Here is a 23,190-nt window from a genome sequence, read left to right as displayed (position 1 = left end):
ATACACACGAAAGGACGCCCGGGGCTCGAGCCCCGGGCGTCCCTCGTCAGATCGGAACCGGCTAGACGCGGCCGATGGCGGCGGCCATCACGCGCACCGCGGAGACCAGGCCGTCGATCAGCTCACCCTGACGGAAGGAGCTGGTGGCGGCGGTCGCGCCGAGCTGGCAGACGCGGTCGTTGGCGCGCTCGGCGATCTCGTGGCCGGAGCGGACCTCGACGGAGCTGGTGTTCGGGTCCACCGCGATCAGGACCGAACGGGCGGCCTCCGGGGTGGCCGGGAACAGCGCGTCCACGCCGGCGGCGGAGTCGGCGCCCAGGTCGCCGATGTAGACGTTGAAGCGCACCTTGGTGGCGCGGGTGGCGTCGGTGAGGGCATTGTCCATGAGCAGCCGCTCACGGTCGTTGAACGGCGCTTCCTTGAAGACGTCGCCGGCCTCGTGCACGCCGGAGACGCGTCCGCTGGAGGTGAGGGCGTAACCGTGCGGAAGGTCGGCCTCGTTCACCGCGGGCCAATTAGAACTTGCCACTTGCCCGGCCTCCGATCAGCTCCGCGTTCGCGGTCTCGATAGCCGCATGGTGTCCATGCGAATCAGCAGTGTCGTGGTGGCCGGATCCGGTCACCTCGTCGGTCGCGCTCCACAGCACCGGCGGCTGGGTCCACTTCGCACCGAGTTCGTAGTGTTCCGGCTTCTCGCCGGGCAGCGGCTTGCCGAGGAACGACAATCCGGCGATCGCCAGATAGATCGCGACCGGGATGCCGACGTAGATCAGCACTGTCTGGAGAATGCTCACGGGCCAACGGTAGTCGATCGCGCCATGACTACTACGACCGGTAAGGGTTAGTGCGGCCGTGTCGTGACATTCACCTTTCGGACCGGCCGGAACCTCACCGATCAGACCAACCAGGCCGTCGAGTTCGCCGGAAGTTTGCGATCGGCCAGCGGCGCGCTGGTCAGCAACACCTCCCCCGCCGGCAACAGAATCGGCGAGTCGGTGGCATTGAGCACGCACAACAGTCCACCCTCGCGCCGGAACGCCAGACAACCCGGCGGGCTCCCGTACCACTCGACGCCCGACCCGGCGAATTCCGGACAGACAGCCCGCAATTCGATCGCCATTCGGTACAGCGACAGCATGGAATCCAGCCGTTCCAGCTGCCGCTCCACGCTCATCCCCGCCCACTCCCGCGGCATCGGCAACCACGGCTCACCCGTCGTGAACCCGAACGGGGGCCACGGGCCCTCCCACGGCAGCGGCACCCGGCAGCCGTCGCGGCCGCGCACGGTGTGACCGGACCGCTCCCAGGTAGGGTCGCGCAGCGCCGACTCCGGCAGATCGTCCACATTGGCCAGGCCCAATTCGGCTCCGTTGTAGACGAATACCGCACCCGGCAGCGCCAGCTCCAGCATGATCATGGCCCGCGCCCGGGCCTGCCCGACCGGGCCGTCACCGTAGCGGGTGACCTCGCGTTCGATGTCGTGATTGGACAGCGTCCAGGTCGGCGTCGCGCCGACGCCCGCCACCGCGTGCAGCGAATTGTCCACGGCCGTGCGGATGCGGTCCGGGTCGAACGGCGTCTGGGCGAGGCGGAAGTTGAAGGCCAGGTGCAGTTCGTCGGCGCGCACGTACTCACCGAAGCGGGTGTTGTCGTTGACCCACACCTCGCCGATGGCGACCGCGTGCGGATACTCGTCCATCACCTTGCGCACACGCCGGTGGATCTCGTGCACCCCGGCGTTGTTGAAGCGCGGATCGTCGTCCTCGAGGTGCAGCATGCGGGTGTCGATGCGCGCCATGTCCGGCAGGCCCGGGGGTTTGGCCATGCCGTGCGCGACATCGAGGCGGAAACCGTCCACGCCGCGATCCAGCCAGAACCGCAAGGTCTGTTCGAAATCGATTGCGACCTCCTGGTTCTCCCAGTTCAGGTCCGGCTGCTCGGGCGCGAAGATGTGCAGGTACCACTGTCCGGGCCTGCCGTCGGGTTCACGCACCCGGGTCCAGGCCGGGCCGCCGAAGATGCTCGGCCAATTGTTCGGCGGCAGTGCGCCATCCGGGCCGCGGCCGTCCCGGAACCAGTAGCGCGCCCGCTCCGGACTGCCCCGCCCGGCCGCCAGCGCCTCCTGGAACCACCGGTGCTGATCGCTGGTGTGATTCGGGACCAGGTCCATGGTCACCCGGATGCCCCGATCGTGCGCCTCGGCGATGACCTCGTCCAGGGCGGCCCGACCGCCGAACAGCGGGTCGATGTCGCGCGGGTCGGACACGTCGTAGCCGCCGTCGGCCATGGGCGAGCGCATCACCGGGCAGATCCACAGGGCGTCCACGCCGAGCAGCTCCAAATAGCCCAGCTTGTCCCGCAATCCGCCTAGATCGCCCACACCGTCGCCGTCGGAGTCCGCGAAGGAACGGGGATACACCTGGTAGAACACGGCCGACCGCCACCAGGGGTTTTCGGCGAGATTGTCCGTCACAGCGGTAATGGTGCCAAAGCACAGCGGCTTTCGCGGGTCCGTCGGAAGGACTTGTCCAGTTTCAGCAAATGATCAGCGGACAGCCACGACCGACCGGAATCCCCGTGGGAAGCTGCGACTTCTGCGGTGCGAAATCAGAAGGGCGAGTTCATGAGCGAATTGGCGGCCATCTCGAAGTAGTCGAGCAACTGCTTGCGATGCGCGTCGTCGAGCACCTCCGGCTCGATCTCCGCCACCGCGATGCGCATGGCCCGCAGCCAGGCATCCCGCTCGATCGGACCGACCTTGAACGGGTGGTGCCGCATCCGCAGCCGCGGGTGGCCACGCTCGTCGGAGTAGGTGCGCGGGCCACCCCAGTACTGCTCCAGGAACATCCGCAACCGACGCTCGGCAGGGCCGAGGTCCTCCTCCGGGTACAACGGCCGCAGCACCTCGTCCTCCGCCACCTCGCGGTAGAAGGCGGCCACGATCCGATGGAACGTCGCCTGGCCGCCCACGGCCTCGAAGAAGGAGATTTGAGTCTGCTCGCCAGAAGTCACGCCCCCATTCTGCCGTGTCCGGTCCGGCCCGCACCCCGTCCGGGTCGGATTCAGCGCCGCCCAGGACACCGGTGAGCTACCGAAAAATGCCCTGTCAACGCCCGGAAACCCCGGTCCCAGCGATTGTCACGCGGTGTTCATCCGAATGTGTCTGACAATGTGTCGAAAGAGATGGCATTGTGCGCCGTTCCATGGTCAACTGGGTGGCAGTCTGCCGAGATACCACACAATCGGACGAATACGAAACCGGGGTATGGCCCATGAAGCAGCGGCACGGCGCCCGTGAGGCGCGGACGCATCGACAACTCCAGCCCGCCGATGTCCACAATCGTGGGTCGGGGGCTACTCCGCTGCACTTACTGTCCGAACATTCTCATGCCGAGCATCATCCGGGCGCTCATCCCGAGCCCGCCCATCCGGGCGACCACCGCGAACACTCGCATCACCCACCCACCGCAGCACCCGTCCCCGCCTGGGCCAAACGCCGCGTGCTGCTGCTCAACGCCACGTACGAGCCACTCACCGCCCTGTCCGCGCGCCGCGCCATCGTGCTGCTGATCTGCGACAAGGCCGATACGGTGCACGACAATCCGGAAGGTCCGGTCGTGCATTCCGCCGGGACCTCGGTGTCGCTCCCCTCGGTCATCCGACTACGCAACTACGTGCGCGTTCCGTACCGGGCACGGGTACCCATGACCCGAGCCGCGCTCATGCATCGCGACCGCTACCGCTGCGCCTATTGCGGCGGCAAGGCCGAGACCATCGATCACGTCATTCCGCGCAGCCGCGGCGGAGCCCATTCGTGGGAGAACTGTGTGGCGTCCTGCGCGCCCTGCAATCACCGCAAAGCGGACAAGCTGCTGAGTGAACTGGGCTGGGCCCTGCACCATCCGATGGTCGCGCCCAAGGGCCCGCACTGGCGGTTGCTGTCGGCCAGTTCCGAGCTGGACCCGACGTGGTTGCAGTATCTGGGCGAGGGCGCGGCCTAGCCGTCACTCGCCCGTCGGCAGCCCGGCGTCGGCGGCCAGTACGCCGAGCGCACGCTGTAAGGCCGTGCGCTCGTCCGGCCGCAATCCGGCGGTGAGTTCCGTGTCGAGTTCCCGCGCGGCCTTCTCACACGCCGCGAGCAGAGCATGTCCCTGTTCGGTGAGCGTGAGCACCTGCCGTCGGCGATCCGCGGGGTCCCGCACGCGTTCGATCGCGCCCAGCCGTTCCAGGTGATCGGCCAGCGCCACCACCAGACTCGGCGCGACGCCGAGCCGGCCCGCCAACTCCTGCTGTGAGGCGGCTTCGCCGTGGCTCAGCGCGGTCATCAGACCCGCGTGCTTGGGCTTGAGGTCGAGCGGTTCGATGCGCGCGGCGAAGCGGTCGGCGACCACCGCGCCGACGGTGCCCAGGCGGAACGCGACGGTCTTCGGGAGCCCGGTCGACTTCTTGACATCGTTCACGGGTCCGATGATACTTCTGCTCGAACCATTCAGAGTGTGAATGATTATTGGAGTGAACGACATGGACGCGTACACGGGAATCGCCATCGCCAATGGAGCGGTCGCCTTGATCTCCGGAATCTCCAGCGTGGTGGGCATGGCGCGGCCCGCCCTCGCGGTGCCGGACGGCGGCCAGATCAACGCGGGGACAAGGTTTTTCGCCTACGGATACGGGGCGCGGGCGGTGCCGCTGAGCATCGTGGTGCTGATCCTGCTCGCGGTCGGTGCGCGCTCAGGGCTCGCGCCGGTCCTCATCGTGGCCGGGCTGGCTCAGATCGGGGACGCGATCATCGGTGCCGGGCGGCGCAATTGGCCGATGGCCGCCACCTGCGTCGGACTGGCGGCGGTGCATCTGCTGTCCGCCTGGTGGCTCGCGATGCAGTGAAAACCCCTCGGCGACAAGGTTGTTCGAGGATCAGCTGTATTCGCTGACGAGCAGCGCCCAGGTGCCCGGTTCGAGGGCTTCGAAGACGTGCGGCATATCGCCGGGGTAGCAGATGTAGTCGCCGGGTTCGAGCTCGACCGGATCCTCGGCGAGACCGACCTTGGCGCGACCGGCACACAGCACGATGTGTTCGACGACGCCGCGCGAGTGCGGGACCGAGTCACGGGGATGGCCGGGCTCGGCGGTGACGCGATACACGTCACGGCGCGCGGCGGGCGGGGAGGCCGCGAGCAGCGTGGTCCGATACTCCGATTCGGCCGAGGCGAGCACCGGGCCCTCGCCCGCGCGAATCACCTGCACCTGCGGCGTCGGCGGATCCAGTAGCCGCGAGAACTGGATGTCGAGCGCGATGCACAGCGCCCACAGGGTTTCGATGCTGGGATTGCCCGCACCCGATTCCAGCTGGGACAGCGTGGATTTCGCGATCCCGGCCCGCTTGGCGACCTCGGTCAGCGAGAGCCCGGAACGGGCGCGCTCCCGGCGCAGCGCGGCGGCGATCGCCTCCTGCGGAGACGGCGGGATCGCGTCCGGCGGGGACGCCGCGGCCCCCGCGGGAGACGCCGGTGCGGAGCGGTCGGGCTGCTGGGTCATGGTGGCGTTCACAGTACCGGCCCGGGCGGCCGCACCCTTTCCTCCGGCACGCCCCTTTGACGAACCCGGCCGGGTGTGTTCATTATAGAAAACATGCGTTCGGCATGGCGAACACTCGATCGGGGTGTGCTCACAGGAATCGCGGCGATCTGCCTGGCAGTCGCCATGATCGGCGTATCCTACGGCGCTACCGCAGTGACCTCTGGACTGCCCGGCTGGCTGCCGGTTCTCCTGAGCGTGGCCGTGGTGGCCGGGGGCTCGGAATTCGTCTTCATCGGCATCCTCACCGCCGGCGGCGGGCTGGTCGCGGCCGTGCTGGCCGGACTGCTGGTCAATGCGCGGCATGTGCCCTACGGGCTGTCCCTGCCCGATGTGGTCGGCACCGGCTGGCGGCGACTGCTCGGGACCCACGTCATGAACGACGAATCGGTCGCCATGGCCTTGGCCCAGCCCGACCGCGACCGCCGTCGCGCCGCCTACTGGCTGTGCGGGCTGGCCGTTCTGGCCGCTTGGCCGCTCGGCGCGGCCGTCGGCTCGATCCTCGGCTCGGTCGTGCCCGACCCGAACATCTTCGGACTGGACGCCGTCTTCCCGGCGGTGCTGTTCTCCCTCGTCCTTCCGGCCCTGCGCGACTCCCTCACGCGCACCGCCGCATTGGCCGGTGCGGCGGTGGCGGCCGCGACCACGCCGTTCCTCGGCGCGGGCCTGCCCGTGCTGCTGGCGCTGGGCGCGGTGCTGCTGGTCGCCCGCCGTGCGGGGACCGACGACGCCACCGCGGATTCGACCGTGAGCGCAGCCGGATGACCAAGACCCTGTTGATGGCCACCATGGCACTGGCCCTGGGCACCTTCGCGTTCCGGTTCGCCGGGCCGCTCCTGCGGAGCCGCATCCGGATCTCGCCGCGCACCGTCCGGCTGCTCGAGATCGCCTCGGTCGTGCTGCTCACGGCGCTGGCCGTGACCACGCTGATGCCTTCGGGCGGAAGTCAATTCGGGTGGGCGATGCCCGCCGGTGTCCTTGTCGCGGCCGTGCTGGCCTGGCGGCGAGCGCCGCTGATCGTGGTGATCCTGTCGGCCGCGGTCGTCACCGCCGGGCTACGGATGCTCGGCGTGCACTGATCTCCACTCGGGAATTCAGCGCTCCGCTCGGGAACCTCAGCGGCCGAGCAGGTCCGCGATGCGGGTCCAGGAATCCTCGGCGAGTTCGGCGCGGTACCAGTCGCGGCCCGGGTAGACGTAGCCGTGCGGGGCGTCCTCGTAGACCACGATCTCGTGCGGAATGTCATTGGCCGTCAAGGCTTCTTCGAGCTCGTCACGCGCCTCGTCGTCGATCAGCGGGTCCAGGCCGCCGAAGAACAGCAGGATGCGGCCGGTGATGCCGGGGGTGGCCTCGATGGTCGGCTCGGGGGTGGACAGCGGGATATCGGTATTGGTGAGCCAGCCGGGATAGAAGGCGGCGGTAGCGGCCAGCGGGAGTTGCGTCGCGGCGTAATAGGCGACGTGGCCGCCCGCGCTGAAGCCGACCATGTTCAGGGAGGTGGCCTCCCGGCCGCGTAGTTCGTCGAGGCACGCGGAGATGTCCGAGAGCACGTCGGGGCGGCTCAGCGTGCGCAGCAGTGCCAGGCCGCGCTCGCGACCCTCTCCCCCGAACTCCAGGTCGGCGCGCGGCGCCTCGCGATGGAACAGGTCCGGCAGGATGGCGATCGCGCCGAGGGCCGCGATGCGCTCGGTGGCCTGCTTCGCGGTGGCGTGCAGGCCGTAGATCTCGTGTCCGACAACGACTCCCGGGTAAGCGCCGGGCTCGGCGGGGTGAGCCACGTAGGCGCTCATCACGGTGTCTCCGACCTTCAGGTCGACCCACCCGGTCTCGATCGCGACAGCTGTCATATGCCAAACGTAGTGCGGTTGGCGGGGTCACGGGCCGTCGAATCGGCGATGTGTCCCATCGAACAGCCGATGGGACACATCATCTTTCGAAACTTGCCGTGGAGCTCAGTGCGTCAGCAGCGGCAGGGCGGGTCCGCGGCGGCGGGCCACCGACCCGTAGCGGGCGTCCAAGCGCAGCCAGGTGCGGGCCGCGCGGACCCGCACGATCTCGTCGACGGAGATGCGCCGGGAGTCGGTCTTCTCGCCGCCGTGCGGAATGAAATCCATGGCGGCCAGCGCGAACACCACCCGCATCGGCACCTCGACCCACTCACCGGCATTGGAGACGGTGAGCACGGTCTGATCCAGCAGTGCGGCGGGCGGGCCGTGTTTCCCGCCGTGCTCCTGGGCGACCTCCGCGCCGCGCTCGGCCAATTCCACGAGCATGCGTGCGGGCACATCCTCCACGTGGACGAACCCGTTCTCCGGCGGCAGGGCCCCGTGCCAGGCGGAATCCATGGCGAAGCCCAGTCCGAACGCGGCGCTCGCATCGGGCCCGTGCAGACCGGCGAGGACGGTGTCCGCGCTGACGGTCACGTCGTCCATCCCGAGTTCGGCGACCACGGTGCGGACGGCCAGCGCCTCGAATCCGGTGGCGGCCCAGGCGGAGACGAAGCGGTCACCGCGCCGGCGCAGGCGGATGACCGCGGCCGGGTCGAGCCGGACGGCGTGGGTGAGGAAGGTGGCCAGGTTCTCGCGCTCCGCGGGATCCGGAACGTACAGGGTCAGTTGTCCCGACAAGACAGTTCTCGGGTCAGTCGGCCAGCCACAGCGACAGGTAGTCGCGTTCCTCGGTGGTGAGGCGGCGTAGGCGCTGGGTGTCGATGTCGAAGGCGGCCAGCTGGGTGGAGGCGACCACCGCCGGCGGGGAGTCCGGGGACGCGCCCGCGGCGCGCACCTCGTAGCCGACGGTGAAGTCCACCGCGCGCAGCCGCTCGACCCACATGGAGACGTCCAGCGGCGAATCCTCGTGGCGCAGCTGGCCCTTGTACTGCACCCGCAGGTCGGCCAGCACACAGCCGGCCCGCAGCTTGACGGTCGGTCGCTCGTCCAGGAACAGCCACGGGATCCGGGCTTCCTCCAGCAGGGTCACCATGCGGGCATGGTTGATGTGCTGGAAGGCGTCCATATCCGACCAGCGCACCTCCACCGGGGTGTGGAAGCGGCCGGGTGTGGCCGTGTCCGTCACACCCGGGCCTGCTGCCAGGTCGTTCAGCGAACCGATCGTCAACGCGGTACCTCCGATTGCGCACCCACCCCGCTCACCATGCTGCGCACCTGCCGCGCCGCAACCGACAGCGTGGCCAGGTCGTGGGTTCCGGACTCGAAAAGTTCCGACAGGGCCGAGCGTGCGCGGCCCAATCGGGACTGATTCTTCGACTCCCAGTATGCAATCTTCTCCTCGGCGGTCTCCTCCGGGTCGCCGGCGGAGAGCACGTCGAGGGTGAGCGAGCGCAGCGACCCGTACATGTCGTCGCGCAGCGCGAGCCGGGCCAGCGCGTGCCAGCGGTCGCCGCGTTCCAGGTGACTGACCGCCTGCAACAGCCAATCGATCTTCAGGTGGTCGTTGAGCGCGTAGTACAGCGCGCCCACCTCCTCACCACTGCGATCGGTGATGTCGGCGATGTCGAGCACGTCCAGCAGTGGGAACTGGTTCAGCAGCCCGAACACCGTGATGGCCAGCTCGGCGGGCACGCCCTGCTCGGCGATGGCCTGCGACTGCTCGTTGAGCGTGTCGATGTGGTGCCCGCGCAGCCAGCTCGGCACCTTCGGCGCGAGCGTGCGCACGCCCTGCGAGTAGCGGTGGATCTCCGCGCCCACCGCGACCGGCTGCGGACGGTTGTTGAGCAGCCAGCGCGAGGCCCGGTCCAGCGTGCGCTTGGTCTCCAGCTCCAGCGCGTCCTTCATGCCCGTGGAGACGTCCGCGTCGCGGATGGTCTTCCACACCGTGTGCAGATCGAAGATCTGGGTGGCGGCGGTGAAGGCGCGCACCGCGTCCGAGGCCGACGCTCCGATCTCCTCACCCAGCCGGAAGGCGTAGGTGATGCCGCCCAGATCGACCACCTCGTTCACCAGCATGGTGCTGGTGATCTCGCGGCGCAGGCGGTGCCGCTTGATGGCCGTGCCGAACCGGGTGCGCAGCGGGGTCGGGAAGTACTGCGACACCCGCGCCGCGAAGTACGCGGTATCGGGCAGGTCGCTGGCGAGCAGGTCGGCCTTGAGCGAAAGCTTCACGTGCGCCATCAGATTCGACAGCTCCGGCGAGGTCAGGCCCGCACCCTCCTCGATGCGCTGCTTCAGCTCCGTGTCCGCGGGCAGCGCCTCGAGCTCGCGGTCCAGGCCGCGGCGGTCCTCGAGATCCTCGATGAGCCGCTGATGCACATTCAGCATGCGCGGGGCCTCGGCGCGGGACATGCCCATCAGATAGTTCTGGGACACGTTGTCCTGCAATACGAGCGCCGACACCTCGTCGGTCATCGACGCCAGCAGCGGATTGCGCTCGGCCTGGGACAGTTCGCCCGCCGAGACCACGCCGTCGAGCAGGACCTTGATATTGACCTCGTGGTCGGAGCAGTCCACACCGGCGGAGTTGTCGAGCGCGTCGGTGTTCATCTTGCCGCCGTGCTTGCAGAACTCGATGCGACCGTGCGCGGTGACGCCCAGGTTGCCGCCCTCGCCGATCACATTGACGCGCAGGGCGTTCGCGTTCACCCGGACCGTGTCATTGGACTTGTCGCCCACCTCGGCATTGGTCTCCGTGGAGGCCTTGATGTAGGTGCCGATGCCGCCATTCCACAGCAGCTGGGCCGGGGACATCAGGATGGCGCGGATCATCTCCGGCGGGGACAGCGAGGTGACGTCGGCGGCCAGGCCCAGAGCCTCACGCACCTGCTCGCTGACCGGAATCGACTTGACCGTGCGGTCGTAGACGCCGCCGCCGGTGCTGATCAGCAACCTGTCGTAGTCGGCCCACGACGAGCGCGGCAGGGCGAACATGCGCTCGCGCTCGGCGAACGAGGTGGCGGCGTCGGGATTCGGGTCCAGGAAGATGTGCCGGTGGTCGAAGGCCGCGAGCAGGCGGATGCGCCGCGAGAGCAGCATGCCGTTGCCGAACACGTCCCCGGACATGTCGCCGACGCCGACCACCGTGAAGTCCTCGGACTGGGTGTCGATGTCCATCTCGGCGAAATGCCGTTTCACGCTCTCCCACGCGCCCTTGGCGGTGATGCCCATGGCCTTGTGGTCGTAGCCCACCGAACCGCCCGAGGCGAAGGCGTCGCCGAGCCAGAAACCGTACTGCTGGGCAACGTCATTGGCGATATCGGAGAAGGTGGCGGTGCCCTTGTCGGCGGCGACCACCAGGTAGGTGTCGTCGGCGTCGCGGCGCAGCACCCGGGCCGGGGGCAGCACCGCGCCGGTGGCGCGATCGACATTGTCGGTGACGTCGAGCAAGCCGGAGATGAAGGTGCGGTAGCAGGCGATGCCCTCGGCCTGCAGCGCCTGGCGGTCGGCGACCGGGTCGGCGGTGGCGGCGGGGGGCTGCTTCACCACGAATCCGCCCTTCGCGCCGACCGGCACGATCACGGCGTTCTTCACCGCCTGCGCCTTGACCAGGCCCAGGATCTCGGTGCGGAAGTCCTCCAGGCGGTCCGACCAGCGCAGACCGCCGCGCGCCACCGGGCCGAAGCGCAGATGCACGCCCTCGACCCGCGGCGAGTAGACGAAGATCTCGAATTGCGGACGGGGCTTGGGCAATTCGGTGATCTCGCGCGGTTCCACCTTGAACGACAGGTAGTCCCGCGACCGGCCCTCGGCGTCGAGGACGTAGTAGTTGGTGCGCAGGGTGGCCCTGATCAGGCCGAGGATGGCGCGCAGGATGCGGTCGGCGTCCAGACTCACCACGTCGTCGATCCGGCGGCGGACCGCGGCCTCCAGCTCCGCGGCATGCTCGGCATTGGCCGAATCGGGATCGAAGAGCGCGGAGAACAGGTCGGCGAACATGCTCGCCGCCTCCGGGTACGCCAGCAGCACGCGGGTGATGGCGGCCTGGCTGTACGGGAATCCGGCCTGCTGCAAGTACTTCGAGTAGGCGCGCAGGATGGAGACGGCGCGCCAGTTCAGGCCGCCGCGCAGCACCAGCTCATTGAGGCCGTCGGCCTCGGCGCGGCCGTACCAGAGCGCCTCGAACGCCTCGGTGAAGCGTTGGCGCATCCCGCGCACCTGGGCGTCGAGCACATCGAGGCGGCCCACGGACTCCACCAGTTCGGCGTCCATGTTCCGGTCCAGGGCGCTGCGCAGCAGTTCCGGGCGAGCCAGCAGGCCGAAGTCGTAGATCCACTGTTCCGGGCCGTGGTCACCGTCGACCTGGTGCGGGCGCTCGTCGATCACCTCGACGCCGAGGCTCTGCAGCAGCGGCAATACCTGGCTCAGCGAGATGCCGCCGCCGCCGACATAGAGCGTGAAACGCCAAGAGCCCGGGGCGGAATCGGGCCAGCGGTACAGGTGCTGATCGATGCCGCCCTCGGCCAGACCCTGCAGGCGCAGGATGTCGGCCATGGCGCGGGTGGGATCGAAGTCCTCCTTGTAGCTCTCCGGCAGGGACTCCGCGTAGCGCTGCGCCACGGCCGGATCCAGCACCGACGAGGTGGCCACCTCGTCGCGCAGGTGGTCGTCCCAGGTGCGGCTGGCCTCGGACAGCAGGTGCTGGATGCGCAGCCGATTGGTCTCGGTGGTGTCGACCGCGGTGCCCTCATCGGGCAGCCGGACGGTGAAATACACACTGGCGAGGTCGCTTTCGGAGACCCGCGCCGAGTAGTCGATGGAGACGCCGCCCAGTTCGCGCACCAGGATGTCCTGCATCTCGAGGCGCACGCGGGTGGTGTAGCGGTCACGGGGCAGATACACCATGCAGGCCACGAAGCGGCCGTAGCCGTCCAGGCGCATGAACAAGCGGACCTGGCGGCGCATGCCGACATTCAGCACCGCGCTGGCGGTGCGGCGCAGCGCGTCGCCGTGCGAGGAGAACAGCTCGGTGCGCGGGAAGGACTGGATGACCTCGAGCATCTCCTGGCCCGAGAACGAGTCCAGGTCGAAGCCGCTGGACTCGATGATGGATTTCACCCGGCGGCGGATGATCGGGATGTCGAGCACGTTCTCGTGCAGGGCGGTGACGGTGAAGACACCGATGAACAGGTGTTCACCGATGACCGCACCCGATTCGTCCATCTCGGCGACGCCGACGAAGTACGGGTAGACCGCGCGGTGCACGGTGGCCGGGACCAGGCCCTGGGTCAGCATGAGCAGCGATTGGTCACCGCTGTTGTCCGGGACGCGGAAGTCGGTGCCGACATTGGGGCGCAGCACGCCCAGACTGGTCTCCGGGACGATGATCGACTTGGCCTGGCCGTCCACGGTGCTGCGTTCGTACCGGGCGTAGCCGAGCACGGTGAAATGACCGTCGGCCAGCCAACGCAGCAGGTCGGCGCACTCGGTGAGATCGGTTGCCGGGAAGCCCGATCTACCGGCGGCCGCGGCGCTGTCGAGTTCACCGGCGACCCGCTCGTGGGCCTGGCGCATGGCCTCGGTGTCCTCGATGACGCGGCGCACGTCGGTGAGCACGTCGGGCAGCGCGGACTCGATGCGCTCGAGCTGCGCGCGGCTGGTCGCCGGATGCAGCTGCACGTGCATCCAGGATTCGCGCAGACCGGTCGCGCCATTGCCGTCGACCTCGTGCGGCAACGCCGTCTCCAGGCTACCCGTGGCGTCTCGGGTGACCTCGAAGATGGGGTGCACGACCTCGCTGACACTGACGCCGATGCGACTCAGGAAAGCGGTGACGGACTCGACGAGCAGTGGCATGTCGTCGGTGACCAACTGGATGGCGACGCCGAGCCCGGCCTCGTCATCCGCCTGGTACACATGGACATTCGCGGTGCCGGGGGTGCGCTGCACGGCCAGATCGACGTGGCAGCGGAAGATGTGGGTGGAGGTCGCGGGAATGGCGCAGTCCGCGTCGCCGGCGTCGACGTGACGGAAATATGCCTCCTCGAGGGACACGAGGTTGCCGCCCAGCGACTTGGGCAAACTCGCAGCCCAGGCCTTGCTGGACAATTCGGACGAGACCGTCATTTCGCCAACTCCTCGGATTCGGTTCCGTAACAAAGTGACGCCGATGCGAGAGTAGCTGGACACAACAGGTACCGGGTCGAATTCCTGTCAATGCCACGCCGCGTCTCATAATACCGACAAACCGGACGGTTCGATGAGTGAGATGTTCGCCCGATATCGCCAGGTCGTCTCCGACAAACCTTGCACCAAAACAGTTTTCACGCACTAGTGCGAATGCGAAACCGCTGAGTTCGCTGTTCGATAACCGTTCACTTCCGCGGCCACCGCCCGCCATCCAGCGAACCGTAAACCGTCCAGCAAACATCGTCGAGCCAGGCAAAAGTGGTCAACCGACCGCTCGCCCACGGGCCGGATCGGGACCCGAGCCCGCGGTAGCCGGCCGATGACGGCACGGTCCGGCTACCCCACCCGGATCTCCGGGTGGGGGCGAGCGCCGGATCTCCGGGTGGGGGCGAGCGGCGAATTCGGTTGGGGTGGTGCGCTATCCGCGGGTGAGCTTGCGGTGGGTCACCCGGTGCGGACGGGCCGCTTCCGGGCCGAGGCGCTCGATCTTGTTGGCCTCGTAGGCCTCGAAGTTGCCCTCGAACCAGAACCACGCGGCCGGGTTGTCCTCGGTGCCCTCCCACGCCAGGATGTGCGTGCAGGTGCGGTCCAGGAACCAGCGGTCGTGGGAGATGACCACCGAGCAGCCCGCGAAGTTCTCCAGCGCGTTCTCGAGCGAGCTCAGGGTCTCGACGTCGAGGTCGTTGGTGGGCTCGTCGAGCAGGATCAGGTTGCCACCCTGCTTGAGGGTCAGCGCGAGGTTCAGGCGGTTGCGCTCACCACCGGAGAGCACGCCGGCTGGCTTCTGCTGGTCCGGGCCCTTGAACCCGAAAGCCGAAACATAAGCGCGGGAAGGCATTTCCACCTGACCGACCTGGATGTGGTCCAGACCGTCGGAAACGACCTGCCAGACCGTCTTCTTCGGGTCGATGCCGCCGCGGTTCTGGTCGACGTAGCTCAGCTTGACCGTGTCGCCGACGCGCACATTGCCACTGTCCGCGTTCTCCAGGCCGACGATGGTCTTGAACAGCGTCGACTTACCGACACCGTTCGGGCCGATGACGCCGACGATGCCGTTGCGCGGCAGGGTGAAGGACAGATCCTTGATGAGCTGGCGGTCGCCGAAGCCCTTGTCCAGGTTGTCGACCTCCACGACCACGCTGCCCAGGCGCGGACCCGCGGGGATCTGGATCTCCTCGAAGTCCAACTTGCGCATCTTCTCGGCCTCGGCGGCCATTTCCTCGTAGCGGCCCAGACGCGCCTTGTTCTTGGCCTGACGCGCCTTGGCGCCGGAGCGGACCCACGCCAGCTCCTCCTTGAGGCGCTTCTGCAGCTTCTGGTCCTTCTTGCCCTGCACCTCGAGGCGCTCGGCCTTCTTCTCCAGGTAGGTGGAGTAGTTGCCCTCGTAGGGGAAGGTCCGGCCGCGGTCCAGCTCGAGGATCCACTCCGCGACATTGTCGAGGAAGTACCGGTCGTGGGTGACGGCCAGCACGGCGCCCGGGTAGTTGGCCAGGAACTGCTCGAGCCACAGCACCGACTCGGCGTCGAGGTGGTTGGTGGGCTCGTCGAGCAGCAGCAGGTCGGGCTTGCTCAGCAGCAGCTTGCACAGCGCGACACGACGGCGCTCACCACCGGAGAGGTTGGTGACCGGCTCGTCCGGCGGCGGGCAGCGCAGCGCGTCCATGGCCTGCTCGAGCTGGGAGTCGACATCCCACGCGTCGGCGTGGTCCAGCTCCTCCTGGAGCTTGCCCATCTCCTCCATCAGCTCATCGGAGTAGTCGGTCGCCATGAGCTCGGCGATCTCGTTGAAGCGGTCCAGCTTCACCTTGATCTCGCCGAGGCCCTCCTCGACGTTCCCACGCACGGTCTTCTCTTCGTTGAGCGGCGGCTCCTGCATGAGGATGCCGACCGTCGCGCCCGGCGCGAGCCAGGCATCACCGTTGTTCGGCTGGTCCAGTCCCGCCATGATCTTCAGCACACTGGACTTACCCGCGCCGTTCGGGCCGACGACACCGATCTTCGCGCCGGGAAGGAAGTTCAAGGTCACATTGTCGAGCACGACCTTGTCGCCATGCGCCTTTCGCACCTTCACCATCTGGTAAATGAACTCAGCCATATCGGCAAGCCTAACTGTGTGTAGTAGCGGGTTCTCCGGCAGTGTCCGCATCGGCGGACGGCCGTTCCACGGGGTCGGTCCGGTCGGGTCGACCGAAGGTTTTGCGCACCACCGGGGCGGTGCAACGACCCAGGTCGGGACCCACTGCCAGGGCCCGCATCTCGAGGTCGGTGCGCTCCGCGCCGTCTCGGGTGGTGTACTCGTTCGAGCGCAGCTGCCCGTACGCGATGACCGGGTCACCTCGCTGCAGCGACGCTTCGACTCCCTCGATGATCCCCCGTCGCCAACAGCTTACGGTGAGGTACAACGTGCCACCGTCCACCCAGTCCCCGGCGGCCTGATCGTAGCGACGGGCGGTGCTGGCCATCCGGAAGCTCAGCAGCTGATCGCCGTTCTGCAGCGCACGCAGCACCGGTTGGGTGACGACCCGGCCGATCACCGCGGTATTCGCCTCGTACATCGCGCTCCCCCTTGTCGATTCGAGCCCGTCGCCGCGAGCCCTGCGTTCGGTCCGGGTTCCAGCTTCGCCGGGGAGCGCGCACGAGGGCAGACCCCACCTCGGCGAGTGTGGACAACTCGCGGGGTGGGGATGAATTTCGCGATGGACTACAGGGTCGCCAGATCGGTGTTGGCCCCGCACAAGACGATTACCGGCCGTTCCCCCGGGCCCGGCACATACGCCCCGCACTGGACCGCGGCCACCGCGGTCGCGCCCGCGGGCTCCACCACGATCCGGAACTCGCGCCACAGGTACTCCCGGGCCATCACGATCGCGTCGTCGGTGACCAGCGCCGATCGCACCGCGTAGCGCTGCGCCACCTCCATGGCGATCTCGCCGATCCGGTTCGCGCCCAAGGAATCCGAGGTCACGCTGGACACGTCGACGTCCACCGGGTGCCCGGCCGCCAGCGCCGCGTGTAGGGTCGGCGCGCCCACCGGCTCGACCCCGACCACCCGGCCGCGCAGCCCCAGCGACACCGCGACCCCGGCCACCAGGCCACCGCCGCCGACCGCGGCCAGCACCGTCGGTCTGCCGCGCACCTGCTCCTCGATCTCGAGCCCGACCACACCCGCACCGGCCACGATCTCGGGCAGGTCGTAGGCGTGCAGCGGCATGGCGCCGCGCTCGGCGGCGAGCTGACGGGCGTACTTGTGCGCTTCGGCGTAAGTGGTTCCGTGCCACAGCACTTCGGCCCCGTGCGACCACATGGCCGCCACCTTGGTGTGCGAGGCCGACTCCGGAACCACCACCGTGCACGACATTCCGCGCACCGCGCTGGCCAGCGCCGCCGCGATCCCGGCATTGCCGGCCGAGGCCAGCACCACCTGGGTCTGATCGCCGCGCGCCTGCAAGAGCGCGTTGAGGCAGCCGCGCACCTTGAAGGTGCCGCCGTGCTGGAGATGCTCGAGTTTCAGCGTCACCGGGACCGGGCCGTGCGGGCCCAGGATCTCGGTGTGGAAGACCGGCGTCTTGCGGGTGTGCCCGCGCAGCAACCGGCGGGCCTGGCGCACGTCGGATCTGTACAGCCGCTTCACTTTCCGGGTCGCCATGGCGACATCCTTCACTTGCGCACCTCTCCGTCGCGCCGAGCGAGCTCGGCGAACATGGCGTTGTGCGCGGTCAGGTCCGCGTTGTCGTCACGCTCGGCCTTGCGGTCGAGGCGGTTCGCCAGCCGTTGGTCGCTGCGCGACCACTGGATGAGCAGCGCCAGCATCACCACGACCAGCGGCACCTCACCGCTGGCCCAGGCGAGGCTACCGCCGGTGTGCTGATCGCCGAGCAGGTCCTTGTTCCAGGACAGGCCCAGGCCGCGGTAGAACCAGCCGCCCATCACGGTGTTCATGCTCATCAGCGCGATGCCGAAGAAGGCGTGGAACGGCAGCGAGCCGAAGACCATGCCCAGCTTGGTGAGCGGCTCCACCGGGCGCGGCTTGGGATCGATGCCGATGACCACCCAGTAGAAGAGGTATCCGCTGAGCAGGAAGTGCACATTCATCAGAATGTGGGCGCCGTGCGTGCCGACGTACTTGTCGAAGATGCCGCCCAGGTAGAGGGCGTAGAAGCCGCCGACGAACAGCACCGAGGCGACGACCGGCTGGGTCAGGAAACGCGACACCGGGTTGTGCACGGCCGCCAGGATCCATTCGCGCGCGCCGGGCGGCTGATTCCGACCGGCCGGTTGGATCGCGCGTAGCGCCAGCAGCACCGGACCGCCCAGCGCGAACAGGATCGGGGCCAGCATCGACAGCATCATGTGCTGGGCCATGTGCACGCTGAACATGGCCGGCGCGTACCGGCCCACGCCCGAACTGGTCGCGAGCAGCAGCGTCAGGCAGCCCGCGAGCCAGGCGATGGTCCGGCCGATCGGCCAGTCGTCGCCGCGCTTGCGCAGCCGCAGCACGCCGCGCAGGTACAGCCCGGCCATGACCAGGGCGAGGGTGCCGAAGATCAGGTCGAACCGCCAGTCGAACAGCAGCCGCGCCACGGTCGGCGGGCCGGCCAGGTTGTAGCCGATCTCGACCTCGGTCGGCGTCGGCACGGTCCGCTGGTCCGGCGGCGGGGTGCGGCCCAGGCCGACGGCGAGGCCGACGGTGGCCGCGAAGATGAGCGCCTCGACACCGGCGAGGCGGATGAGCGCGCCGCGATCCTGCGGGTCCTTCTCCAGGTCCGGGATGGCGTTGCGGCGCTGCAGGTAGCCCATGACGCCGAGCAGGATCAGCGCCGCGGTCTTGGCGAGCACGAGCTTGCCGTAGGTGGTTCCGAGCAGTTCCGACACGGGCAGCCGGACCAGGGCGTTGATCACACCGCTGATCGCGATCACCACGAACGAGACGGTCGCCACGATCGAGAACCGGCGCACGGCCAGTGCCGTGTATTTGCCGTCACGCAGCGCGTAGGCCAGCACCGCGAACAGTCCGCCGACCCAGAAGCAGGCCGACAGCAGGTGCAGGATCAGGCTGTTGGTGGCCAGGTCGTGGGCGCCGCCCGAGGACGAATGCCCGGTCAGCGCCACCGGCAGCAGTGAGAGCACCGACAGCAGGAGCAGCACGGGCGTCCAGCCCCAGCGCAGCGCCACCCGGCACGCGACGGCCAGCGCCAGCACCATGAACACGGTGAACCGCCAGGACCCCGCGACCTCGACCTGATCGGCGGCGCGCCACACCTGCTCGGGCCGCAGCGAGTTCAGCAGCGGTTGCCCGGTGGTGTCCGACAGCGTCAACGGCACCAGCAGCGCCGCCGATCCGGCCCACACCACCGCCGCGTTCCCGGCCCGCCGCAGCGCCCGATACCCCCCGACGTCCAGCACCCCGTTCTCCTGCGGCGGCACGAAGAACGCCGCGAACAGCAGCGATCCGATGGTCAGCGCCGCCGAGAAGTCCGCCACCGCGCGCACCGCGGGCAGCCCGTACGTGGTCAGCGGACCAGGATCGGGAATCCCCAGCAAGGTCAGGGCCTGCGCCGCCGACAACGCCACGACCAGCGCCGCCACCAACGCGGCCGCCGCCCCACCCAGTGCCGTGACCGCAGCGAACGTCACCCCCGAACCCGACCGATTCGCCGAAACATCCGATCCTGCGGGCGGGTCCTGCACTGACGACATACGCCCAGCGTAGTTCGGAGCGCCCATCCAGACTCCCCTGGGGTTTCCGGTCCTCCGGTCTGCACAACCGCCCCGACGCGCCGAACAGTTGCTAAGCGAGGAAGCATTACTAACCTGGACGCTCGCTATACTCAACCCGCTGGACACCGAGATCGATTTGGGTCAAGGTGTTTGGAGCCCGCATCACCGCCGATGCCCGCACTGCCTCCGTAGCTCAGTTGGATAGAGCAAGGGCCTTCTAATCCCTAGGTCGCAGGTTCGATTCCTGCCGGGGGCGCATCACACCGACCCTGACCATTTTCCCAGGTCAGGCGGTGTACCCACTCCTAATACCCACCCACCGTATTCGAGAAACCCCAGGTGGGTGCGTCATCGCGCCGGGTTGACCGGCGCATTCCCCTATCGGCGGGGTGAGACCCCCAGGGGGTGGCGGTGGGTAGTGAGGTTCGACACCTCGTCGCCAGTAGCCGCGGACCGATCGGGATGCTGTCGGGCTTCAGCATTCCGACGGCGAAACTCGTTATGCCGCAATGCCGTGGCGGTGGTCTGATTTCGGCATGGCACACATGAGGATCACCGTATGCCTCCCCGCCGAGGCGGGTGGGCGGGTGGAAGGTGCGGTCGGGGTGGCGATGGCGCCGTTCGAGCTCGATTACACCCGGGGTGAGGATCTGGATATCTGGGATACCTGGCGGATCGTCGACGGGACCGCGGGCAGCGGGCTGCCTGTTCTGGCTGGGGTCGAACTGGACAGCCGACTCCTTCATCAGTCCCCTACGGCCCATCAGCGCGAGGGGGCTAGGACCACGCATGTGGCGGTTCCCAACGAATTCGGCTGGTGTGCGGGCGGTCCTCGTGTACTGCTCGATCTGCCGACGGCGCGGCAGTATCGGGAGCCGATGGAGATGATGGCGGATGCGGTCTGGGTGCGGTGGCACGAACTGGCGTCGGGGCTGCCCGCCGCCAGGCCCCGAGACGCGTTCTACGAGAGTCCCTTCGAGGATCCGGACTCGACGGGCTGCGACAGATGCGATCAGCAGTCGGCGGACTATTCCGACCAGCCACTGGTTCGCGCGTTCCGCGACTATCTGGGCACTGTGCCCACCACACGGGCTGTGGGTTTGCCCTCGGGTCTGTACGACCCGGTCAACGGCATCGGGAAGGTCACCCGAAGCGAGTTCGTCGCACGAGCCGCGGAACGCGCTGTTCCGCATAGGAATATCTTGTCGTTGGAAGGCTGGTGGTACGAGGACGGCTGGTCGGGAATACATGGCGCCTGCGACGACCCCGACCGTTGCCCACATGAGCCGGACATCGCGGCGGGCTACGACCACATCGCTGACTATTTGGCCGCGCTACCGGCCGACACTCTGCTGGTCAACCTGAGATGCCATGTCTGAGTGAGTAATTGGCGCTATTGCTGCCACAGGCTCATGAAGATGACCTTCGCGTCGATCTGGGATTGTGCCGAGGCTCCCCCGATGCCGTGGTGGGATTCGGCGTAAACCCATGCGCCGACGTTGAGTTCGTAGTCGGTGTTGGCTTCCATGGTCCAGAGGACCTCGATGACCGCGCCTGGTCCGAAACCGCCGGTGTCGTATTCGTAATTCTGGGTGGGAGTATTGAGGGTTCCGCTGACCCGGCCGCGGAAGCGTTTGTCGGTGGCCATGGTGACCAGGTGACCGGCCTGCATGACCGTCATTTCACATCCGGCCTCGACGGTGGCGTCGGCGGAGAGCCCGGCGGAGGCTATGCCGAAGTCCTGCGTGGATCGGAACGAGCGCGCCATGCAGTTGACGCGGCGGTCCGAACGCAGGCTCACGCCGTAGCCGGCGTGGGCGTTGACAAGCGTGCCGGTCGCGCCCGAGGCGTTGCCGACACGGGCGTCGAGCGCGACGCGGCCGCTGTCATCGGTGATGATCTGATTGAACGGCGGGCTCCCGTTCAGGTCGTGCCAGAACCAATGGAAGTCGTAGGGGATCGCGAAGACGCGCGTCGGCGGTCCTTCGAAGTCACGGGTCGGGGCGAACTGGTAGTCGAACGCTCCCGCCGGCACATTCCGCGACGGATTCTCCGCGGCCGCCGGCGTCAATTCCCTGACATCGAGAGTCCTGGTCCGACCGCGTTCGGCAGCGAGCCGCAGCGCATCAGCGCCTCGCGTGCTGTTCCGCAGCTGGTCGAGGTAGGGCTCCTGTAGGGCGTCGGCCAGGGCGCGTTCCTCGGCGGCAGCCTCGCGACGACGGGTGTTCGCATCGATCTGCTGGGTGATCAGACCACTGATCGAGTTCCGGATCTCCTGTCGGCGGCCCTCCGGGATCCGCTCGTTGAACCCGAAGTCCGCGGTCAACGCAACAGTGTGGGAATAGGTCGTCATCGTTGCCCCTTTCACAGCGCGGCCGAGCCGCGCGAGTACGGAACTACTTGACTTCCATTCAGATGTAGCTCAACGGTAGCGGGTCTGTCGGATGGCGTCGAGACCTCCGGGACTACGGCCGGTGCCCGCGTGGGCACCGGCCGTCGTTCGTCGCGTCGCGTTCGGGCGGGCACCTGTCCCGGGGTCAGTAGACGGTGTCCTGCTGGTCGGCGATGAGGGTTCCGTTCGGTTGGGTGAGCGGTTTGTGGTCGCCGGTGGCGGTGGTGAAACCCGTTGTGGCACAGGGGTAGGGCTGGACCTTGTGCTTCTTGGGGTTGATGAACATCGGGTTGATCAGCCATTTGCCGTCGGGGTTGGCGTACGCCTGGCACATGAGTTCGGTCTTGTTGCGGTTGATGACCAGGTGGAGGGCCGTGGCATCGCCGACGAAGACCACGTCGGTGTCGGAGTCGCCGGCGGCCAGAGCCGGGCGTTTATCGGGTGGTTGTCGGTCGAAGGCGGTCGGGCCGGTGATGCCGAAGATGCGTTCGTTGATTGCGCAGCGTTTGCCTTCCATATAGGTGATGACCTGGTCCGGACCGAGGCCGCCGCAGCCCGCGATGTGGCCGGTGTAGGTGCCGTTGCCGGTGAGGGGGACGATCCCGATCACCTTGTCGGCGGGTACACCCAGTTCAGGTGACCAGACCTTGATCACCGGCTCGGGCGAGGCCGTGATGATGCGGACGTCGAATCCATTGGCCTGCAACGTGGTGACCAGATCCCGCTGCTGGCTGTAGTAGCGGACCCAGCCGTCGACCTTGGTGGTGCCGATGGTTTGCTCGGTGCCTTCCGGGGCGGCGAGGTTCTGGGCTCGAGCCTGGGTGGCGTAGTCGGTCAGTTCGGCGGGAGTGTGCCCGGCGAGCAACTGGACCTGCCAGGCGTAGGCCGGTTCCAGTCGCCGGTGGTCGTAGCCGTCGAATGCGGATGCGCCGGATTTGGTCTTGGCGTTGTCTCCGATGGCGAGGATCTCGTCGGCACACGGGGCGTTGGTGGAGGTGGGTAGCGGGGTTCCCGACGCCGCGGTGCCGCAGGCGGCACGGAGTGCGGCACTCGCCGCCGGAGTCAGGTACGGGCTGGTGGCCGACCAGTCGGTCGGCTGTAGCACCTTGTCGTGGGACAGCAGCCAATAGAACGTGGCCTCACCGGCATCGTTCTTGACCAGCGTGTTGTCCCAGTCGAACAACGCGAGCGGCTTCGCGTCGACCTTCTTGCCGCAGGTTCCGGTAGTGGCGATGAAGGTCGACAGGGTGTCCTTGTTGGTGCCGTACCACGCCTGTCCGGCATCCAACTGCTTGCACGTGGTCGCGGCGGCGCCATCGGAGCCGGAGCCGCAGGCGGTCAGTGACAGCAGGGCGCCGGCGGCCGCGATCAATCCCACGAGGGATCGTGTCTTCATAGGTGTGCTCTCCGTAATCGGCTGGGGCCGTG

Annotated in this window: 21 protein-coding genes and 1 tRNA gene; 6 read left to right on the top strand and 16 right to left on the bottom strand. The window is 68.0% G+C overall.

Annotated elements, in window-relative coordinates; translation table 11 throughout:
- Positions 1 to 61: 61 nt before the first annotated feature.
- The 4 genes from ACQP06_RS08165 to ACQP06_RS08150 form a co-directional block, all read right to left on the bottom strand.
- The gene (locus ACQP06_RS08165) at positions 62 to 529 is read right to left on the bottom strand and encodes a DUF5130 domain-containing protein (protein WP_433671648.1); all 468 of its coding nucleotides are present in this window, start codon (positions 527 to 529) and stop codon (positions 62 to 64) included.
- Entirely contained in the window at positions 516 to 794 is a 279-nt protein-coding gene (ctaJ, locus tag ACQP06_RS08160) for an aa3-type cytochrome oxidase subunit CtaJ (protein WP_357090307.1), read from the bottom strand. Before ctaJ ends, ACQP06_RS08165 begins: the two co-directional genes overlap by 14 nt.
- Positions 795 to 895: 101 nt before the next feature.
- A complete protein-coding gene (locus tag ACQP06_RS08155) occupies positions 896 to 2,473 on the bottom strand; it encodes a glycoside hydrolase family 13 protein (protein ID WP_433671647.1) in 1,578 nt (525 codons plus the stop codon).
- A 134-nt stretch (positions 2,474 to 2,607) separates the two neighbouring features.
- Complete coding sequence (locus ACQP06_RS08150) at positions 2,608 to 3,012, bottom strand: globin (RefSeq protein ID WP_213557400.1); 405 nt, start codon at positions 3,010 to 3,012, stop codon at positions 2,608 to 2,610.
- Positions 3,013 to 3,272: 260 nt separating this feature from the next.
- Between ACQP06_RS08150 and ACQP06_RS08145 the strand changes: the two genes are divergently transcribed.
- The gene (locus tag ACQP06_RS08145) at positions 3,273 to 4,001 is read left to right on the top strand and encodes an HNH endonuclease (RefSeq protein ID WP_357279914.1); all 729 of its coding nucleotides are present in this window, start codon (positions 3,273 to 3,275) and stop codon (positions 3,999 to 4,001) included.
- A gap of 3 nt (positions 4,002 to 4,004) precedes the next feature.
- Here ACQP06_RS08145 and ACQP06_RS08140 read toward each other — a convergent pair whose 3' ends face one another.
- Positions 4,005 to 4,460: a MarR family winged helix-turn-helix transcriptional regulator gene (locus tag ACQP06_RS08140; protein ID WP_433671644.1), complete on the bottom strand. Its 456-nt coding sequence runs from the start codon at positions 4,458 to 4,460 to the stop codon at positions 4,005 to 4,007.
- 61 nt (positions 4,461 to 4,521) lie between these two features.
- On the opposite strand from ACQP06_RS08140, the gene ACQP06_RS08135 reads away from it, so the two are divergent.
- A complete protein-coding gene (locus ACQP06_RS08135; RefSeq protein WP_433671642.1) occupies positions 4,522 to 4,884 on the top strand; it encodes a hypothetical protein in 363 nt (120 codons plus the stop codon).
- Between the two features lie 30 nt (positions 4,885 to 4,914).
- Here ACQP06_RS08135 and ACQP06_RS08130 read toward each other — a convergent pair whose 3' ends face one another.
- The gene (locus ACQP06_RS08130; protein WP_433671640.1) at positions 4,915 to 5,535 is read right to left on the bottom strand and encodes a helix-turn-helix domain-containing protein; all 621 of its coding nucleotides are present in this window, start codon (positions 5,533 to 5,535) and stop codon (positions 4,915 to 4,917) included.
- Positions 5,536 to 5,628: 93 nt separating this feature from the next.
- On the opposite strand from ACQP06_RS08130, the gene ACQP06_RS08125 reads away from it, so the two are divergent.
- Positions 5,629 to 6,339, top strand: coding sequence for an AzlC family ABC transporter permease (locus ACQP06_RS08125; RefSeq protein ID WP_433671638.1), 711 nt, complete (start codon positions 5,629 to 5,631; stop codon positions 6,337 to 6,339).
- Complete coding sequence (locus ACQP06_RS08120; RefSeq protein ID WP_433671636.1) at positions 6,336 to 6,653, top strand: AzlD domain-containing protein; 318 nt, start codon at positions 6,336 to 6,338, stop codon at positions 6,651 to 6,653. Before ACQP06_RS08125 ends, ACQP06_RS08120 begins: the two co-directional genes overlap by 4 nt.
- Before the next feature lie 36 nt (positions 6,654 to 6,689).
- Here ACQP06_RS08120 and ACQP06_RS08115 read toward each other — a convergent pair whose 3' ends face one another.
- The 8 genes from ACQP06_RS08115 to ACQP06_RS08080 form a co-directional block, all read right to left on the bottom strand.
- On the bottom strand, positions 6,690 to 7,421 hold the full coding sequence (locus ACQP06_RS08115) for a dienelactone hydrolase family protein (protein WP_433671634.1): 732 nt from the start codon (positions 7,419 to 7,421) through the stop codon (positions 6,690 to 6,692).
- Positions 7,422 to 7,526: 105 nt separating this feature from the next.
- The gene (locus tag ACQP06_RS08110; protein ID WP_433671632.1) at positions 7,527 to 8,201 is read right to left on the bottom strand and encodes a hypothetical protein; all 675 of its coding nucleotides are present in this window, start codon (positions 8,199 to 8,201) and stop codon (positions 7,527 to 7,529) included.
- 13 nt (positions 8,202 to 8,214) lie between these two features.
- Positions 8,215 to 8,649 carry an acyl-CoA thioesterase gene (locus ACQP06_RS08105; protein ID WP_433673267.1) on the bottom strand — a complete coding sequence of 145 codons (435 nt, stop codon included), beginning with the start codon at positions 8,647 to 8,649 and terminating at the stop codon, positions 8,215 to 8,217.
- Between the two features lie 38 nt (positions 8,650 to 8,687).
- A complete protein-coding gene (locus ACQP06_RS08100) occupies positions 8,688 to 13,589 on the bottom strand; it encodes an NAD-glutamate dehydrogenase (RefSeq protein WP_433671630.1) in 4,902 nt (1,633 codons plus the stop codon).
- 481 nt (positions 13,590 to 14,070) lie between these two features.
- A complete protein-coding gene (gene ettA, locus ACQP06_RS08095) occupies positions 14,071 to 15,747 on the bottom strand; it encodes an energy-dependent translational throttle protein EttA (protein ID WP_433671628.1) in 1,677 nt (558 codons plus the stop codon).
- Between the two features lie 10 nt (positions 15,748 to 15,757).
- Complete coding sequence (locus ACQP06_RS08090) at positions 15,758 to 16,207, bottom strand: single-stranded DNA-binding protein (protein WP_433671626.1); 450 nt, start codon at positions 16,205 to 16,207, stop codon at positions 15,758 to 15,760.
- Between the two features lie 146 nt (positions 16,208 to 16,353).
- The gene (locus ACQP06_RS08085; RefSeq protein ID WP_433671624.1) at positions 16,354 to 17,298 is read right to left on the bottom strand and encodes a threonine/serine dehydratase; all 945 of its coding nucleotides are present in this window, start codon (positions 17,296 to 17,298) and stop codon (positions 16,354 to 16,356) included.
- An 11-nt stretch (positions 17,299 to 17,309) separates the two neighbouring features.
- Positions 17,310 to 19,376 (bottom strand): cytochrome c oxidase assembly protein, encoded by a 2,067-nt coding sequence (locus ACQP06_RS08080; protein ID WP_433671623.1) that lies wholly within the window; start codon positions 19,374 to 19,376, stop codon positions 17,310 to 17,312.
- A gap of 176 nt (positions 19,377 to 19,552) precedes the next feature.
- Between ACQP06_RS08080 and ACQP06_RS08075 the strand changes: the two genes are divergently transcribed.
- Together ACQP06_RS08075 and ACQP06_RS08070 are read left to right on the top strand one after the other, a co-directional pair.
- A tRNA-Arg gene (locus tag ACQP06_RS08075) sits at positions 19,553 to 19,626 on the top strand.
- Between the two features lie 289 nt (positions 19,627 to 19,915).
- Entirely contained in the window at positions 19,916 to 20,749 is an 834-nt protein-coding gene (locus ACQP06_RS08070) for a hypothetical protein (protein WP_433671621.1), read from the top strand.
- A 14-nt stretch (positions 20,750 to 20,763) separates the two neighbouring features.
- Here the strand turns inward: ACQP06_RS08070 and ACQP06_RS08065 are convergent, their stop codons facing one another.
- Positions 20,764 to 21,723 carry a hypothetical protein gene (locus tag ACQP06_RS08065; protein WP_433671619.1) on the bottom strand — a complete coding sequence of 320 codons (960 nt, stop codon included), beginning with the start codon at positions 21,721 to 21,723 and terminating at the stop codon, positions 20,764 to 20,766.
- Between the two features lie 184 nt (positions 21,724 to 21,907).
- Positions 21,908 to 23,158, bottom strand: a complete 1,251-nt coding sequence (locus ACQP06_RS08060; protein ID WP_433671618.1) for an HAD family hydrolase — start codon at positions 23,156 to 23,158, stop codon at positions 21,908 to 21,910.
- Between the last annotated feature and the right edge of the window lie 32 nt (positions 23,159 to 23,190).

The organism is Nocardia sp. CA-136227 (genome assembly GCF_050955695.1).
GTDB lineage: Bacteria > Actinomycetota > Actinomycetes > Mycobacteriales > Mycobacteriaceae > Nocardia.
This window is presented reverse-complemented; position numbering and strand designations above follow the sequence as displayed.